Annotated in this window: 15 protein-coding genes; 12 read left to right on the top strand and 3 right to left on the bottom strand. The window is 45.9% G+C overall.

The window, feature by feature from the left end; translation table 11 throughout:
- Nucleotides 1-13 precede the first annotated feature (13 nt).
- The 12 genes from GVN20_RS20845 (at nt 14) to GVN20_RS20790 (ending at nt 14264) form a co-directional block, all read left to right on the top strand.
- Nucleotides 14-1153, top strand: coding sequence for an FIST signal transduction protein (locus GVN20_RS20845; protein ID WP_166560209.1), 1140 nt, complete (start codon nt 14-16; stop codon nt 1151-1153).
- Entirely contained in the window at nt 1150-2685 is a 1536-nt protein-coding gene (locus GVN20_RS20840; protein ID WP_166560208.1) for a response regulator, read from the top strand. The genes GVN20_RS20845 and GVN20_RS20840 overlap by 4 nt, the downstream gene beginning before the upstream one ends.
- A gap of 258 nt (nt 2686-2943) precedes the next feature.
- The gene (locus GVN20_RS20835) at nt 2944-3738 is read left to right on the top strand and encodes a DUF1080 domain-containing protein (RefSeq protein ID WP_166560207.1); all 795 of its coding nucleotides are present in this window, start codon (nt 2944-2946) and stop codon (nt 3736-3738) included.
- A gap of 6 nt (nt 3739-3744) precedes the next feature.
- Complete coding sequence (locus GVN20_RS20830; RefSeq protein ID WP_166560206.1) at nt 3745-4596, top strand: sugar phosphate isomerase/epimerase; 852 nt, start codon at nt 3745-3747, stop codon at nt 4594-4596.
- A 36-nt stretch (nt 4597-4632) separates the two neighbouring features.
- Entirely contained in the window at nt 4633-5697 is a 1065-nt protein-coding gene (locus GVN20_RS20825; RefSeq protein ID WP_166560205.1) for a ThuA domain-containing protein, read from the top strand.
- Between the two features lie 37 nt (nt 5698-5734).
- Nucleotides 5735-6562, top strand: coding sequence for a sugar phosphate isomerase/epimerase (locus tag GVN20_RS20820; protein WP_166560204.1), 828 nt, complete (start codon nt 5735-5737; stop codon nt 6560-6562).
- A gap of 94 nt (nt 6563-6656) precedes the next feature.
- Nucleotides 6657-7466, top strand: coding sequence for an alpha/beta fold hydrolase (locus GVN20_RS20815; protein WP_166560203.1), 810 nt, complete (start codon nt 6657-6659; stop codon nt 7464-7466).
- A gap of 104 nt (nt 7467-7570) precedes the next feature.
- The gene (locus GVN20_RS20810) at nt 7571-8611 is read left to right on the top strand and encodes an aldose 1-epimerase family protein (RefSeq protein ID WP_166560202.1); all 1041 of its coding nucleotides are present in this window, start codon (nt 7571-7573) and stop codon (nt 8609-8611) included.
- A 73-nt stretch (nt 8612-8684) separates the two neighbouring features.
- Nucleotides 8685-9899, top strand: a complete 1215-nt coding sequence (locus GVN20_RS20805; protein WP_166560201.1) for a hypothetical protein — start codon at nt 8685-8687, stop codon at nt 9897-9899.
- 91 nt (nt 9900-9990) lie between these two features.
- Nucleotides 9991-11025 (top strand): sugar phosphate isomerase/epimerase, encoded by a 1035-nt coding sequence (locus GVN20_RS20800; RefSeq protein ID WP_166560200.1) that lies wholly within the window; start codon nt 9991-9993, stop codon nt 11023-11025.
- Between the two features lie 94 nt (nt 11026-11119).
- Nucleotides 11120-12280: a Gfo/Idh/MocA family protein gene (locus tag GVN20_RS20795; RefSeq protein ID WP_166560199.1), complete on the top strand. Its 1161-nt coding sequence runs from the start codon at nt 11120-11122 to the stop codon at nt 12278-12280.
- Nucleotides 12281-12509: 229 nt separating this feature from the next.
- Entirely contained in the window at nt 12510-14264 is a 1755-nt protein-coding gene (locus GVN20_RS20790; RefSeq protein ID WP_166560198.1) for a DUF262 domain-containing protein, read from the top strand.
- Here GVN20_RS20790 and GVN20_RS20785 read toward each other — a convergent pair.
- The 3 genes from GVN20_RS20785 to GVN20_RS20775 all read right to left on the bottom strand — a co-directional run bounded on the left by GVN20_RS20785 (nt 14253) and on the right by GVN20_RS20775 (nt 16188).
- Nucleotides 14253-14540: a hypothetical protein gene (locus tag GVN20_RS20785; protein ID WP_166560197.1), complete on the bottom strand. Its 288-nt coding sequence runs from the start codon at nt 14538-14540 to the stop codon at nt 14253-14255. The two genes, GVN20_RS20790 and GVN20_RS20785, sit on opposite strands and share 12 nt — an antisense overlap.
- Nucleotides 14541-14632: 92 nt before the next feature.
- On the bottom strand, nt 14633-15376 hold the full coding sequence (locus GVN20_RS20780) for a hypothetical protein (protein WP_166560196.1): 744 nt from the start codon (nt 15374-15376) through the stop codon (nt 14633-14635).
- Nucleotides 15377-15651: 275 nt separating this feature from the next.
- A complete protein-coding gene (locus GVN20_RS20775; protein WP_166560195.1) occupies nt 15652-16188 on the bottom strand; it encodes a DUF6169 family protein in 537 nt (178 codons plus the stop codon).
- Between the last annotated feature and the right edge of the window lie 125 nt (nt 16189-16313).

Genomic DNA, 16313 nt, shown 5'->3' with positions numbered 1-16313 from the left:
TTTCTACAATAAAATGAGGATAAAACAACTCGCTTTTCGGAATAGTGCTTGGAACCCTATATCTGAAACCCCAGCTTTTGCTGCTTCGCAAGCCCAATTGGTATTGGCTTTTGGTGAGAGGAAGTGTTTAGAAGACCTTCAACCTTATGACTATTTGAGGGAGCTATTTCCTGCCGCAGAAATTGTCATTAATTCTACATCGGGAGAAATATACCAAAATTCGGTCCATGAAGGAACCGTCATTGTCACTGCGATTGAATTTGATAAAACACTTGTCAAAACGACTAAAATTGACATCGAAAACCATTTTCAAAGTGCTGAGTCAGGAAAAAAAATAGCGCAAAATTTATTGGCCGACGACCTGACGGCGATATTTGTCATCTCTGACGGTGGGCGGGTCAACGGCAGCGAGTTGATAGCGGCCCTCAATGAACATACGGGCGATAAAATCCTCATTTCAGGTGGCTTGGCGGGCGACGAAGCCCGGTTTGAAAAAACACTCGTAGGCCTGAACGAAAACCCCAAAGAAGGAAAAATCGTAGGAATTGGCTTTTACGGAACGCAATTGACCGTAGGCCACGGAACTATGGGTGGATGGGATGTATTCGGCCCAGAGAGAGAAGTGACTGAGTCTGAGTACAATGTGCTCTATAAAATCGGCGAAAAAAAGGCCCTTGACCTTTATAAAGAATATTTGGGCAAATACGCCGATGAACTGCCCGGAGCGGCATTGTTGTTTCCGCTTTCGATGAGAGCGACCGCCGATGCTAAGCCCATCGTTCGGACCATTCTTTCCATTGATGAAACCAACCGAAGCATGACTTTCGCGGGCGAGCTACCCAAAGGCGCTTTGGTGCGGTTTATGAAAGCAAATTTTGACCGCTTGATTGATGCTTCTGCCAGTGCCGCCCAAAACTCAATGAGCTTTTTTGACAGCCCGCCTGAACTGGCCATTTTGGTGAGTTGCGTGGGGCGAAAATTAGTGCTAGGCTCCCGCACCGAAGAAGAAGTGGAGGCCGCTAGGGAGATATTCGGAGAACAACCAATTATGACCGGTTTTTACTCTTACGGGGAGATTTCGCCCCTAAACCCCAATGCACGTTGTGAGTTACACAATCAAACCATGACGATTACTACTTTCTCCGAAAAATGAGCGCGATTGATACCACAAAATTCCACCGCTTACTGAAAAAGCAAATCAATAAGTTCTTGACCGAGGATTGTTTGAAACATGAGCACTTTGGCCATTTTATCAAAGCGGTGAATGATTCCTACCTCAATTTTGACCGCGATAAAGAATTGCTCGAACATTCGGCGCAGCTGAATGACAAAGAGTACGCAGAAATCAACCATAAGCTCAAAGAAGAAATTTCGCAACGTAAAATATCGGTTGAAAAACTGATTGAGGCGATTCACTCGCTAGAAATTCAGGAAGGGATTCAACCGAGGGCTTTTGATTCCAATAATCTACTGGGATTGGTGGACTTTCTTCAGGTACAAATTGAAAACCGTAAATTGATTGAAGCAGAACTACGCCAGGCCAAAGAAGCGGCGGAGAGCGCCACCGATGCCAAATCGGAATTTCTTTCGATGATGAGCCACGAGATCCGTACCCCGTTGAACAGCATTGTGGGCCTTACGTATTTGATGCAGCAGGAAGATGTGTCGCCGGTCATGGCCGAAAATCTCAAAATTCTTCAATTCTCGACCGATAATCTTTACGTACTCATCAACGATATACTGGATTTTAGCAAGATTGAGGCGGGCAAAGTGGAACTGGAAAAAGTTCCGTTTGATATTAAACAACTGATTTCCAACATTAAAAAAGCCAACCAAGTCAAGGCCGAAGAAAAAGGCAACAAAATCAAATTGATGATTGACGATGACGTGCCCGATGTGGTTATCGGTGATTCGCTTCGGCTCGGTCAGGTTATTTCAAACTTGGTGTCGAATGCCGTTAAGTTTACGGCCAACGGCAGTATCACCGTCGAGTTGTCTTTTGTTAAGAAAGTTGGAAATAAGGCCGTGATGGACATTTCGGTCATAGATACGGGCATCGGTATTGCCGAAAATAAACAGGCGTCGATTTTTGAGAAATTTACCCAAGCCAATTCCGAAACAACCCGCCAATTTGGGGGCACGGGGCTGGGGCTGGTCATTACCAAAAAGCTGCTATATCTTCATAACAGCGATATTCATATTGAGAGCCAATTAGGCAAAGGTTCGAAATTCTTCTTCACGATAGAGCTGGAGATCGGAACTGCACTCAAGAATAAAGTAGTGGAAGCAAACAATGAACTTCTGAACGAAAGCACCTTAAAAGGCGTAAAAATTCTGTTGGTGGAAGATTACCCCATGAATGTAAAAGTGGCCACTAAATTTCTGGAGAGGTGGCAGATTGTATTGGATGTAGCCGAAAACGGCCAAATAGCCGTTGACAAGTACGCCGCTGGCAAGTACGACGTGATTCTGATGGATATTCAAATGCCACAAATGGACGGGTATACTGCCACGCAGAAAATCAGAGAAATGGATATTAATATTCCCATCATTGCCCTAACGGCCTCGGCCACGTTGAGCAATCAAGACCGGGCGTTTTTGGTAGGAATGAACGATTACGTCACAAAACCTTTCAATCCCAAAGAGTTATTTCAGAAAATAGCGAAGTATAGTAGCCGAATCTAGCATAACTTGCTGATTATAAATCCCTCCATGAAAAGCGCATCGAATTTCGGTGCGCTTTTCATGGTTTAAGGGCGCCTGCGTGGGTAGTACTTATGCAATGATTTTGCGTAAGCAGGTATGTATAGGATAGTATTTAAGACACTTTTTAGAAATATTTGAATATAGTTTTGGCTCTTATTGAGAAGTACGACAATTGCATTCAAAGCCTATAACAATCCAAAAATACGAAATACATAAACCTTTCAACCACCAATTCAAATGATAAAAAAACACAGTTTCAACTATTTACATCTAGGATTAATTCTTTCCGTATTGGTATGGTCAAGTTGTAAAGTATCGACCACGGGTCAAGGAAAAAAAGCGGAAGGCCGCTCCGATGGATTTGTTCAGATATTTGACGGCAAAACACTGAACGGTTGGGAGGGAGACCCTACCTATTGGCGCGTTGAAAACGGAAATTTAGTGGGAGAAATCACCCCGACTACTTTGCTTAAAACCAATTCTTTTATCATCTGGAAAGGTGGTGAGCCTGCCGATTTTGAATTGAAAGGTGAATTTAACATCACCAAGGCGGGTAATTCAGGCATTAACTACCGCAGCGACCGCCTAACGGATATCCCTTTTGCGTTGCGCGGGTATCAGGCCGACATCGACGGTAACAACCGCTATACTGGCCAAAATTATGAAGAGCGTAAAAGAACAACGCTGGCCTATCGCGGACAAAAAACATCTATTAATCCCCAAACGGGTACTTTCACTCCCGAAGCCGTACGCGCTAAAGTAAAAAGTAACGCATGGACCGATTTGAGCGTAACGGGCTCGCTCGGAAGTTCAGATTCGTTGAAGACCTTGATTAAAAGCGAAGACTGGAATGAGTTCCACCTGATTGTCAAAGGAAACCGCCTCCAACATTATATAAATGGCGTTTTAATGAGTGAGGTCGTGGACAATGATGCAGTAAATGGTAAGTCAAAGGGACTTCTAGGGGTACAAGTACACGTGGGTCCTCCCATGAAAGTACAGTATCGGAATCTTCGTTTAAAGCAACTCTAGTATCCCATGAATAAAATTGGATTTAATGTGCTGGCTTGGTCGGCAGGAATGTCAGAAGAATTATTCCCCATTATTGAGCGTTTAAAAGAAATTGGTTACGACGGGGTGGAGTTTTTTGTGGGCTCTCCCGAAGAAAGTGCGTATAAGCAGGTAGGTGATTTTACCCGTGGCTTAGGTTTGGAAACAACCACCGTCACCGTTGTAAGCCCTGACATGAATCCCATAAGCGACTCGGCTATGGTGCGTGCCAAGGGACTTGACCGTATCAAATGGGCGATCGACCGTTCGCATGATTTGAATTCACGCGTTTTATGCGGGCCTTTTCACTCGGCTCACGCCCATTTTGCGGCGCATGAGCCGTATGAGCAAGAATATGGATGGGCGGCCGAAGTGCTGCACGCAGCGGGCGAACATGCCGCCCAGGCCGATGTGGTGCTGGCGCTGGAAGCCCTCAACCGTTTTGAGTGCTATTTGTGCAACACCATGTCGCAGTTGAGTAAGTTGGTTACGTTGGCCGATCATTCACACGTACGGGCCATGTTTGACACGCACCACGCCAACGTAGAAGAAAAGAAATACGGTCAGGCACTCCAAACCATCTCGCCCGTGTTGAGTCACGTCCACATCAGTGAAAACGACCGAGGTACGCCCGGCGACGGACACATCCCTTGGGATGATGCCTTTGCGGGATTGGCGGCGATTAACTACAAGGGGTGGCTTACGATTGAGGCGTTTTCCCGCAATGACCCTGGTTTTGCCAACGCCATCAACGTGTGGAGAGAATACAACGACCCTTGGCACATCGCCGAGCATGGTCTGAAGTTTATTCAACAAATGTGTATCAAACACAATCTGTGATTTTGATGAGCATCTGACCCTTATTTCTACACTTTTATGAAAAACAGAAAGCATTTAATACTGTTGTGCAGTATTGTTTTTTTTACTGTCGGGTTTACGCCCGTCAAAAAAACAGCATCTCAGGAAGATGTAAACAAATATCGCATTGTTTACAAAGGCGAAAAAGGGCCTGGACGCGGAAAAAACATCGTTTTTATTACGTCTGATCACGAATACCGGAGCGAAGAATCTTTGCCAGCACTGGCCCGAATTTTGGCCAAACGCTACGGGTTTACGTGTACGGTGGTTTTTGGCCTCGACGACAACGGTTTTATTTTGCCGGGCAGTTCCAACCTGAAAGGACTGGATGTATTGGATAAAGCGGATTTGATGGTGTTGTTTACCCGCTTCTCCAACTTCGGGGACGAAGAAATGCAACACTTCGATAAATACATCCGGCGAGGTGGTCCTATTGTTGCTTTTCGTACCGCCACGCATGCTTTTAGCAATAAAGGAAATGCCAAATGGGGGCATTATTCGTGGGATTATAAAGGCGAAAAAAGTGAGTGGAAAGATGGTTTTGGTGAGTTAGTATTGGGTGAAACTTGGGTTTCGCACTACGGCACCAACCACAAACAGGCCTCGAAACTAATTCCCGAAGAAGCACAAAAAGAACACCCGATTTTGCGGGGTGTGAAAGACATGCTGGCGCAATCGGGAGGCTATACGGCTTACCCGAAAAACGCCACGGTGATTGCACGCGGACAGGTTCTGAACGGCATGACGGCCGATGCGGAGCCAGACAAAACCAAAGAGCTCCTGCCTGTGGCGTGGATACGTACCTATTCCATCGACTCAGGACCATCGGGGCGGGTTTTTGCCACTACCCACGGTGCTTCGGAAGACTTACTGAGCGAAGGTTTTCGCCGTATGGCCCTGAATGCTGCTTTTTGGGCGCTAGGTATGGAAAAACAAATCAAAGCCAACAATAATATTGATTTTGTAGGGCCGTACAAGCCAACCACGTTCAATTTCAATGGGTATAAAGCCAACGTCAAGCCTGCCGATTTGGCGGGCTGGGATTCGTTGATTATGCCTGGCGAAGTCGTAAAGAAGAAATAAAATCACATCATTTAGTTACTAAAGTATTACAACAAATATGTCAGAAAAACTTCCTTTTCGCTTTGGCTCAGAGGTTTATACCTGGTTTATGAGCGGCAATGGCACTACGCATCAGGGGCGTTTGGGCCACATGATTGAAATCATTGCCCAGGCGGGCTTTACGGGGATTCAGCCCATTTTTACGTGGATGGGCGAGCTAGTTGACCCCGACCGCTTGGAAGCTAAATTGAAAGAACAGGGCATCGAATTGGCTGCCGTAGCCTTGGCGCTGGAATGGAACGGAACCGAAGAAACCCACAACGAACGTCTGATTGCCAACAATGCCATCAGTTTGTTGGAGCGTTTTCCGGGAGCAATACTCAACACCGTCCAAATCCCTACGGGTCGGCATGATTTGGAAGCGCGTCGTCGCAGTTTGGTCAATATTGTAAATACGGTTTCGGCCCGAGCCAAAGAGAAAGGCGTGCCTTGTAGTTTTCACCCAAATTCTCCGCATACTTCTATTATTCGTACCGAAGAAGATTATAAAGTGGTACTGGAGTCGTTGGATACGACCGTGACGGGCTGGACGCCCGACGTGGGCCACATCATCAACGGCGGTATGGACCCGCTCGAAAAGATGAAAGAGTATGCATCCTTAATCAATCACGTGCATTACAAAGATTGGGATGGCAATCCAGAATTTGCGTTGATGGGCAAAGGAAAAGTAGACCTGTTATCCATTACCCAATGGTTGAAAGATACCAATTACGGCGGTTGGATAATCTGCGAAGACGAGGGCGTTGAGGCGCTGGAAGATCCCGATTTTGTGACTTTACACGATGGACGTTGGATTCAGAATGAATTAATTCCAGGCTTAAAATAAGTAATGCGGTCCACGGTATTTAGGTAATAGTTTTTGGGTTTCAACCGCCTGGACGGTTTCACATTTTTCGGTTTAATGTTTATCAGTTCCTCTTATGCCTTTTGTTCAGACCAACGGAATCAATTTTTACTATGAAGAACGCGGCCTAAGTTCGGCCGAGCCGCTGCTGCTCATCATGGGAATCACGGCACCTGGCGGCGTGTGGGAACCTCATGCGTCGTATTGGCAAAATGATTTTCGGTGCATTATTGGTGATAATCGAGGTGTGGGCCAGTCGGATAAGCCTGTGGGACCCTATTCTACCGAGCAGATGGCCGATGATTATGCCGGGCTATTGGATGCCCTTCAACTGGAAAATGTTCGAGTTGTGGGTTGCTCTATGGGTAGCACCATTGCGCAACAGTTGGCAATTCGTCACCCTAAAAAAGTACGCTCGTTGGTGTTGATGTGTCCTTGGGCGCGTTGCGACAATGCCGCCAAAGCGATTTTTCAACACATGATGCACTGCAAAGCACGATTTAGGCCCGAAGAATTCAGCTTATACATCCAACAATTGATTTATTCCAAAGACTCTTGGGACAATGAGCAAACAGCGGCTGAACTGGAAGCAGGCCGCAATCAAGCCGCAATCGACCCGTTTCCTCAGCCCCTTCATGGGTTGGAAGGACAGGCGGCGGCGTGTATTGCTCACAACGCCTTAGCGGAGCTACCTAGCCTAACCCAGCCAGCGCTCATCATTGGGGGCAAGGAAGATATTTTTACGCCCGTATGGATGGCCAACGAAGTGGCGGGTGCTATTCCAAACTCCGATTTATTTCTGTACGAAAGGGCTGGCCATATTTTCCATTTTGAGCAATTGGAAGACTTTAATCCAAGGGTTAAAAATTGGTTGTTGGCCCACTGATTGGATAAATAAATGCATAATTTTTAAGCAAAAAATACATTAAAAATAGGTTTTAAGGGGCTTTTGCCTTTTTTGACCGACGATGTGACTGACAATTGATTTTTATGGACGGTAAAGAAATAACGACTCAGCCCTGGACGAATAAACTATCGAATGCGGCACAATTGGGAGGGATTGAGACGTCCATCATCGACAATGGTCTGGGTAGAGGAACGCGCATTGCGTGGATAAATACAGGTACCGGACTGCGCTACAAAGTCGTCATTGACCGCGCCATGGACATTGCTGATGCATTCTATAATCAGCATAGTTTGGCATGGTTGAGCCATGCAGGGGTCATGCCCCCGCAGCCCTTTTCGGGCAAGGGGATTGACTGGATTCGGACTTTTGGTGGGGGATTGATAACAACCTGTGGACTATCGCACGTGGGTGGGCCTGAGTCAGATGTATACGGTGAACGAGGATTACACGGCTTGGTGAGTAACATTCCCGCCGAAATTGAATCCATCATCCAGCCCGACCCTGTTGCTGGCAAAATGGAGATGAGTATTACGGGAATTATCAAGCAAACGCAGGTCTTTGGGCCTATTTTGGAACTACGGAGAACCATTTCGGGAACCCTCGGCGAGGCCAAAATTCGCATCCATGATGAAGTGATTAACCGCGCCAATACCACCACCCCGCACATGATGCTGTACCACTGCAATTTGGGCTGGCCGCTGGTAGATGAAGGTGCCGAAATTGTGTGGGAAGGCGCGTGGAAATCGCGTGATGGTGACCCCAACAACCCGATTTTCAGAGAAGGAAATGATTTTAAAACCTGCCCTGCTCCGCTGGAAGCGCACAATGGAGGAGGAGAAGAAGCAGCCTTTATTGATATTGACGCCGATGATGCGGGTCGGTGCCATTGTGGAATACGTAACGCTTCCCTAGGTATTGAATTAGCGATACGTTTTCAGAAAAATCAACTGCCCTGGATGACCAATTGGCAGCATTGGGGTAAAGGCGAATACGTGACTGGTATCGAGCCAGGCACCAACCCGCCCATCGGACAGGCAACGGCCAGAGCACAAAATACGCTCATTCAGTTGGCTCCTGGCGAACGCCGCACGTATGATTTGGAAATAGAGGTTTTGACATTGTAACCTGTTTCTGCAAATAAAATAATAACGAACAACAATCAACTATTAAATTGTGCACGAGCACTTTATACAGAAAATGGCAAATGTAAGTTTAGCAGCAAAAGCCTTAGAACAAGGAAAAGGGATTTTACGCTTAGCCCCTACATGGGTACCGCGCTCTTTTTGCGTACCCGGACGAAGAATTAAATTACACCCCGACGATTATTATGTGTTGGGTGGTGTGCGCGGCGGTATCGACGAGCGTTGGCTGTCGTCAACCACGCCAGCTAAAAACGGTCCGTTGACGGGCGAGCACGAAGGCTTGAGCAAAGTGGTTTTTCAGGACGGAGATACAACCGAACAATTGTTATTGAAAGACGTTATCGACGAGCTGAAAGGCGAAATCATCGGTGACCGTCTGTGGGATGAGTACAAAAGCTGGCCCATGTATTCTAAGTTTTTTGACAACATGGGCCCCCTGCCGCACCACATTCACCATAACGATGAAAAGGCGGCTTTGGTAGGGCAAAATGGAAAACCCGAAGCCTATTATTTCCCTCCCCAACTCAACAACCACGGTGGTGATTTCCCCTATACATTCTTCGGAATTACTCCGGGTACAACCAAAGAACAAATCAAGCAATGCTTGATGGACTTCAACAAAGGTGACAACAAAATTACCAATTTTTCGTCAGCTTATAAATTAGAACCAGGCACAGGCTGGGACGTGCCCCCAGGTATTTTGCACGCGCCAGGCAGCTTGTGCACCTACGAGCCACAAAAAGCATCCGATATTTTTGCAATGTATCAAAGCCTTGTCAATGAGGCAATTGTGCCAGAAGAGTTGCTTTGGAATGGCACGCCACAAGACAAGGTAGGTGATTATGACGAGTTGGTTTCGGTGATTGACTGGGAAGCCAATGTTGACCCCAATTTTGCCGCCAACCACTTTATGATGCCTAAGCCCGTACGGCCGTTGGAAGATATGCAAGCACAAGGATACGTAGAAAACTGGATTTGTTATAAATCCGCTGCATACAGTGCCAAAGAACTCACCGTCATGCCCGGCGCCACCGTGACCATCAAAGACGCGGCAGCGTATGGTATGATTGTGATGCAAGGCCACGGCAAATTTGGCGTGTGGGACATCGAAACTCCCGCGTTGATTCGGTACGGACAATTGACCAACGATGAGTTTTTTGTGAGCGAAGCAGCGGCAAAAGAAGGGGTTGTAATCAGCAATCCGTCGGCTAACGACCCAATCGTGATTCTAAAACACTTTGGTCCCAACAACCCTGATTTAGTACTCTAATCCTAACCACGGCAAGGACTAAACAGACCTTGCCGTGGTTGACAGATATTCAGACAACACTTAACTATTAACCTTTAATACTTTTATCAACATGCCCGAAAATAATTATCCTAAACTCCACAATGCCACTTGGCCGGGTATTGTAGGAAAAGGCCCCGATTCCGAACCGCCGATTTCACTTGATACCATGCTGGAAATGACCGCTGCGGCGGAAGTGGGCGGTGTTAAATTTGATGGAGTTGACCTTGGACTTTTTGATCCTCATTACGACCTTGATATTTCGGACGATGGCATCAAACGGTTGGCCGAAAAAGTAGCCGCACACGGCCTCGAAATCGGTAGTTTGGTGGCTCCTATTTGGGGCGGCCCTGCCATGGGTACCAAAGAGCAACGTGCCGAATTTGTAGAAATGGTGCGTAAAAGCTGTCACATCGGCCAAAAACTGCGCGAAATGGGCATTCGTCCCAACGGTATCGTCCGTATCGACTCGGCAAGCAGTCCCCACGACTGGGCCGCTGACCCTGCGGGCAACACCAAACTCATTGCCCAAACATTTCGCGAAGCGGCCGACGTAGCCGCCGACTTTGGCGAGCGTTTGGCCGCCGAAGGTGAAATCTGCTGGGGCGGAATGCACAGCTGGAAATACATGCTCGAAACCCTCGAAGCCGTAGACCGTAAAAATATCGGTTTCCAAGCTGATATGTCGCACACCACGTTATATCTGTTGGGCTACAATGCCCCCGAACACCGCATCCTGCCCGAAGATTTTCAGTGGGGCGACCGCCAAACATTCTTAGACGGGTTGAAGAAATTGACCGCAGCGCTTCGTCCTTGGACGATTGATTTCCACGTGGCTCAAAACGACGGAACCGTACACGGAACAGGCTCACACGATAAAACGGGTCGCCACTGCTTGGCCACTGACCCCAACGGAAAATTGGACGTAGTGCATGACGCTGGACTTTGGCTCCGCGACGAAAGTGGTGAGCTTACCAAAGCCTTCAAGCACATTTGCTGGGATGGCTGTATGTTTGCCAACGAGGTGATGACCAAGCAACAAACTTGGAATGACATTCTGGCTACGATGATCAACGTGCGTAAGGCACACGGCTGGTACGAAGCATAAGAAATTTATAGACGTGGGAAGTTTCAAAAACTTTCCACGTCTTCTTTCGAAGTGTAGCTTTGTAATTTGTTAACCCTTAACAACTTAAAGAAAAATGGCACAAAAAAAACAAATACGCATTGGATTGGTAGGAACGGGTTTGATGGGCCGTACGCACTCCAATGGATATAACCGAATTGCAAATTTTTTTCCTGAATTAGAATATCATCCCGTATTGAAGGCGGTTTGCTCGCGCAACGCCGAGAAGGTAAAGGCGTTTGCCGAACAATGGGGCTTCGAATCTTACGAAACGGATTGGAAAGCACTCGTGGCCCGCGATGATATTGACGCCATCGACATCTGTACGCCCAACGACAGCCACGCCGAAATCGCTTTGGCCGCTGCCGCTGCGGGTAAGATGATTCTGTGCGAAAAACCACTGGCGCGCACCCTGGCCGAAGGTGAAACGATGGTGGAAGCCGCCGAAAAAGCGGGCGTGAAAACCACCGTTTGGTACAACTACCGCCGCATACCCGCCGTGACTTTGGCGAAGCAAATCGTGGATTCGGGCAAGCTGGGCAAGATATTTCACTACCGCGCCAACTTCCTCCAAGACTGGACCATCAACGCCGACCTGCCGCAGGGCGGAACGGGCCTGTGGCGCATGGATGTAGATTCGGCTGGTTCGGGCGTAACGGGCGACTTATTGGCGCACTGTATTGATACCGCCATGTGGCTCAATGGTGCCATTACCGACGTATCGGCCATGACCGAAACCTTCGTGAAAGAGCGTATGCACCAAATCACGGGTAAAGTACAGCCCGTGGGTATCGACGATGCCTGCCTTTTCCATTGCCATTTTGCCAACGGTTCACTGGGGCTTTTTGAGTCTACGCGCTATGCTCGTGGCCACAAAGCCCTCTATACCTTTGAAATCAACGGTGAGCACGCGTCTATCCGCTGGGATCTGCACGACCTGAACCGCCTCGAATATTTTGACCACAGCGACGAATCTATCGTGCGCGGCTGGCGCTCTATCCACGTGACCGACGGCGACCAACCGTACATGAACCGTTGGTGGATTCCGGGCTGCGGCATCGGCTACGAGCACAGCTTCATTCACCAAGTGGCCGATTTCCTCAAAAGCCTCGAAACGGGCGAGCCTTGCGGCCCCACGTTCAGAGACGCGCTCCAAACCCAAAAAGTATGCGAAGCGGTCATTGAATCAGCCAATTCGCGAAGCTGGAAAGATACGGGTGCTGAGGCGATTGGGTAGTTTCATTTCCTCTTTATACACGAAGCGCGGGGTTTTGCCTCGCGCTTTTATTGTTTGGGGGGGGCGCTGGATAAGTTTTTCGATAACCGCTTGACAGTACTACAAAATATATGCTATTTACAGTGTCACTAATAAAGCAAGGCAGAAAACGATAAGTCCCTTAGTTGACTTAACTATTTAGCGACATGCAGATGTTAGGCACAAGTAAACAATAAAAAAATCGAAATATATGAGTATTACACCGAGAGGAATGAGTATTCAAGAAGCGTATAGAAATTATACGGAAGGAATATTTTTGGTCAATAGAAAATATCAGAGGAAACTTGTTTGGACTGTTGATGAAAAAGCATTTTTAATTGACAGTATCTTAAATGGTTTGCCTATACCTTTAATTCTTCTTGCTCAAACAAAGGAAGGAAAATTAGAGATTATTGATGGATTACAAAGGCTCAATGCAATCTTCTCTTATATAGAAAATAGGTTTGCTGTAAATGAATTGTATTTTGACATAGAACAATCTGCAAGGGCTAAGCAACAATTTGAAAACGATATTTTTGAAGCACAAACAGATGTAACTTTACTTTTAGCAGCAGATAAATGTGCAAATATTTTAGATTATCAATTAGCAGTAACAATCTATCCTTCGGCGGAAGAAGAAAAGATTACTGACATATTTGGAAGGATTAATTCAGGAGGAAAACAACTTAGTCCTCAAGAAAAAAGACAAGCTGGAGTTACAGATAATTTTGCAGATTTAATTAGAAAAATTTCATCGGAAATCAGAGGTGATTCATCAAAAGATATTTTAGAACTTTCTGAGATGCCTCAAATAAGCATTGATTCTAACCGTGAAAACATAGGATATGGGTTGACGGCTGAAGATATATTTTGGTGTTCACATGGAATAGTTTGGAAATCTCAACTAAGAGATAGTGAAGATGAAGAGATGATTGCAGATATCGTATCAAGTATTCTAAAAGAAGAGCCTCTGCCAATTAGTCGGGAACTTTTTAATTCAATGTATGACGAGAATGCAGATGAAAATAGAGAACTGAATACTTTATTAACTCATTACGGGGCTGAAAGGATGATGCATGAAATAAAAGTTACTTTTTCTATAGTTAAGAAAATTTTTGAAAGCCAAGGAACCACTGTCAAGAATGTTGTTAATCCTGGCTCTCGTAATCCAGTAAAAGGTTCATTTTATGCAATCTTCATGGCAGTTTTTTATTTAGTTGTTAAGAAAGAGAAATCACCCGATCAAGATAAGAAAATTGTTGCAGCATTAGTTGGTTTACAGGCCAAAATGAAATATACCGCAAAAACAGCAGTTACTCAAGATCGAATAAATAATATAAACCAAACTATTGGTCTGATTCAGAATTATTTTGTAAAGAAAGACCCTCCAGTTTTAAGACATGGCTCAGGACTTTCACTTGATTTTGAAAACTCGATTCGGAGATCGAAAGTTGAAACTAGTAGATATGAATGCAAGCAAGGTTATTACGACTTATCAAATCAAAGAAAATTAAATGCGCAATTATATATTGACTTAATCAATACTATGTGCGGAATAGCCAACTGTGGTCCTGATTCAGATGGTTTTATTTTTATAGGTGTAGCTGACAAAAAGCAAGATGCTGATAGAGTGAATGTACTTGACGGAATTGAACCAAACCAAATAAATACAAGGTATGTCGTAGGAATAGATAGAGAACTTGCAATTGAAGGAATAGATATTGACACATACATCAACAGAATCCTTACATCAATTAGAGGATCAGTTCTTACTGAACCTCTAAAATCTCAAATTTTATCTTCAATTGATTTAATAGACTATAAAGGAAAAAATGTGATTAGAATCAGAATTCCAAAGCAAAAAGCCATATCATTTGTTGGCAATCATAGTTATGTAAGAGAAGGATCAAACACAATATTGTTAGAAGGACCGAAGTTACTTGCAATCAGTAAATTATTTGAATAAACTAAACTGTGTCCCTGCAGTTGCTCGCGTCCCGGGAGGTACGGCTATCACAAGGCTTACAGCCGTACCTCCGTTGGTCCCCCGTTGTGCGGTGTCCTCCGAAGGAATACTCCGCACAAAAAATAAACAGAGTGTTTGTAACACGGTAAGTGCCCAAATATCCCCGCATCCGCTCGCGTCCCGCGACGTGGCGGCCCGAGCCGTGATGCCTATTACAAGGCTTCCAGCCGTTTTGCCTATATACATTTGCTTCTTTCCCCATGAGCTGCGTTCCACAGTACTTTCATTTTAGAGAAAAAAAATTAGATACCTACGGCCTGAAAAAGTGAGTACTTGCAACATGATGCGTGCCGCGAAGTAGCTACTAATCACTGAAAGCTGTGAGCTACGGCTGAGAGGATAGGGTCTTTTCCCAAATAGGTTCCGGCGGTGGCAATGGCACTAAATCGGGCAAACAATTCCTCGCGGTACCAATGCTGCTGCCGCGTTTTTTTGATCACTTCTTTATGAAACCCGCTTTGGTAAGCAAACTTTCGGATGGCTTCTGCATTCTCCCAAATACTTAATGTCGCCTGTTGTACAATCGGAACTTCCCCTACACCCACCGCCATAATGAGCCCTTCCGCTGCCTGCATGGCTCGGTAAGTAGATGGAACATGACGCCAGAATGAGAGCAGTTGGCTGATGCGTAAGCTGGCCCGCGTCAGTACCACAATCGGGCCCAAAGACGCAGTGGGGGGCGTGGCGGCAAAGGGGTTTTGTCCGCCCCAAAGGCCGTGCGATTGAATCGGAGCCAACTGCATGGTATAGGATTCTTTGGCGCGTTCCAAGTACATTTTTGTTTTTTCTGACGAAAAGAATTGGTTTGCCTCCTCTTCGGTTTTCCATTGCGCGATAAGCGCATACTGCGAAAAATCGGGCAGCAGGCTAAATCCGGCGCGTCCGCAGCCCATCATTTTACCGAAAGTAAGTCCATGGGGCAGCGGATTCAGCAGCGATTTTAGCCCCATTTGGGTAAAAGCCCACCATTGTTGAGGCGATGGAAAGCGGAACAGCGAAACTGTGGTAATAGGGCAATGAGCCGACGTTGGCATAAGGGGATGAAACAGCATGGCGTGATGATACGTAAATGAGAAAACCTCATTTATCTACTAAAAAATTGCGCCACGGCCTTTTAAAGAGGAGTTGATAGCCCAAATAGGGGTTTCTGGCCTGGGAAATCTACATTGTTCCTCAGTATGGGGTTTTTAGAAAAACCTACCCATTACAGCCCCGTTGGTCGAAGTCTTCCGAAGGGTGACTTCGACCTTTCCATAAACAAAGTGTTTGTAACACGGGGAGCGCCGGGAACGCTGTTTTTGTCCAGCAAGTTGAATTGAGTACTCTCTTACTTATTCTTTATCTGCTCTCTGAAAATAGCGATGGCTTCTTCAAAATCGATGTAATATTCATTGGCATCACTTACCAAAATAGACATATAGGTATCATCCACTTTTAACGTATGGACGGTTAGTTGCAGGCCGAACAACGCTTTGGGGTCTTTTTCGCGTAACCATGCGTTGAATAATTTATTTCGTGCTGCTGATTGCCTGTCTCCACCCGATGAGCAGATGTACAACAATGCCATATCCTTATCACCCTGTAATATCTTTCGCAGAATGTCTATGATGGTATCTTTGACTCTTTTGTCAATTCCGGCTCTTGGGGCTGCTGGTAGAGGAGTAGATTGTTCAACCGATGGACCGAATCCAAAGGTGTACGTCTGATTGTCTAAATGAGGGTGTGCAGGAAAATCGCCCTGAGAATGAATGAAATAAACCTGGTATTTGATTCCAACGTCAGTAACAAAAGTATAATCTAGGGCATTCGTACCAATTTTCCCTTCGTACTTATAGGGGTTGTACGAACTTAATTCCTCTCGCATACAATTCTTCTAAGGTGATTTCTCCCCGGTAATACTTGTCAATAGCTTCCTTATCCTCCAACTTACGTTTCATTATATCGAAGATGGACGGTGAGGCGTTTTTAGCTATTTTTTTCTTATGTTTT

It is taken from the genome of Runella sp. CRIBMP, assembly GCF_009905605.1.
Taxonomy (GTDB): Bacteria; Bacteroidota; Bacteroidia; order Cytophagales; family Spirosomataceae; genus Runella.
Note: the sequence above shows the minus strand (reverse complement) of the source record. Positions and strands in the feature narration are given on the sequence as shown.

Bases quoted from the DNA above. Each gene is read 5' to 3' on its own strand.
- GVN20_RS20795 (WP_166560199.1), top strand. From the start codon at position 11,120: ATGGCACAAAAAAAACAAATACGCATTGGATTGGTAGGAACGGGTTTG.
- GVN20_RS20820 (WP_166560204.1), top strand. From the start codon at position 5,735: ATGTCAGAAAAACTTCCTTTTCGCTTTGGCTCAGAGGTTTATACCTGG.
- GVN20_RS20825 (WP_166560205.1), top strand. From the start codon at position 4,633: ATGAAAAACAGAAAGCATTTAATACTGTTGTGCAGTATTGTTTTTTTT.
- GVN20_RS20835 (WP_166560207.1), top strand. From the start codon at position 2,944: ATGATAAAAAAACACAGTTTCAACTATTTACATCTAGGATTAATTCTT.
- GVN20_RS20840 (WP_166560208.1), top strand. From the start codon at position 1,150: ATGAGCGCGATTGATACCACAAAATTCCACCGCTTACTGAAAAAGCAA.
- GVN20_RS20780 (WP_166560196.1), bottom strand. From the start codon at position 15,376: ATGCTGTTTCATCCCCTTATGCCAACGTCGGCTCATTGCCCTATTACC.
- GVN20_RS20790 (WP_166560198.1), top strand. From the start codon at position 12,510: ATGAGTATTACACCGAGAGGAATGAGTATTCAAGAAGCGTATAGAAAT.
- GVN20_RS20775 (WP_166560195.1), bottom strand. From the start codon at position 16,188: ATGCGAGAGGAATTAAGTTCGTACAACCCCTATAAGTACGAAGGGAAA.
- GVN20_RS20805 (WP_166560201.1), top strand. From the start codon at position 8,685: ATGGCAAATGTAAGTTTAGCAGCAAAAGCCTTAGAACAAGGAAAAGGG.
- GVN20_RS20815 (WP_166560203.1), top strand. From the start codon at position 6,657: ATGCCTTTTGTTCAGACCAACGGAATCAATTTTTACTATGAAGAACGC.
- GVN20_RS20800 (WP_166560200.1), top strand. From the start codon at position 9,991: ATGCCCGAAAATAATTATCCTAAACTCCACAATGCCACTTGGCCGGGT.
- GVN20_RS20845 (WP_166560209.1), top strand. From the start codon at position 14: ATGAGGATAAAACAACTCGCTTTTCGGAATAGTGCTTGGAACCCTATA.
- GVN20_RS20810 (WP_166560202.1), top strand. From the start codon at position 7,571: ATGGACGGTAAAGAAATAACGACTCAGCCCTGGACGAATAAACTATCG.
- GVN20_RS20830 (WP_166560206.1), top strand. From the start codon at position 3,745: ATGAATAAAATTGGATTTAATGTGCTGGCTTGGTCGGCAGGAATGTCA.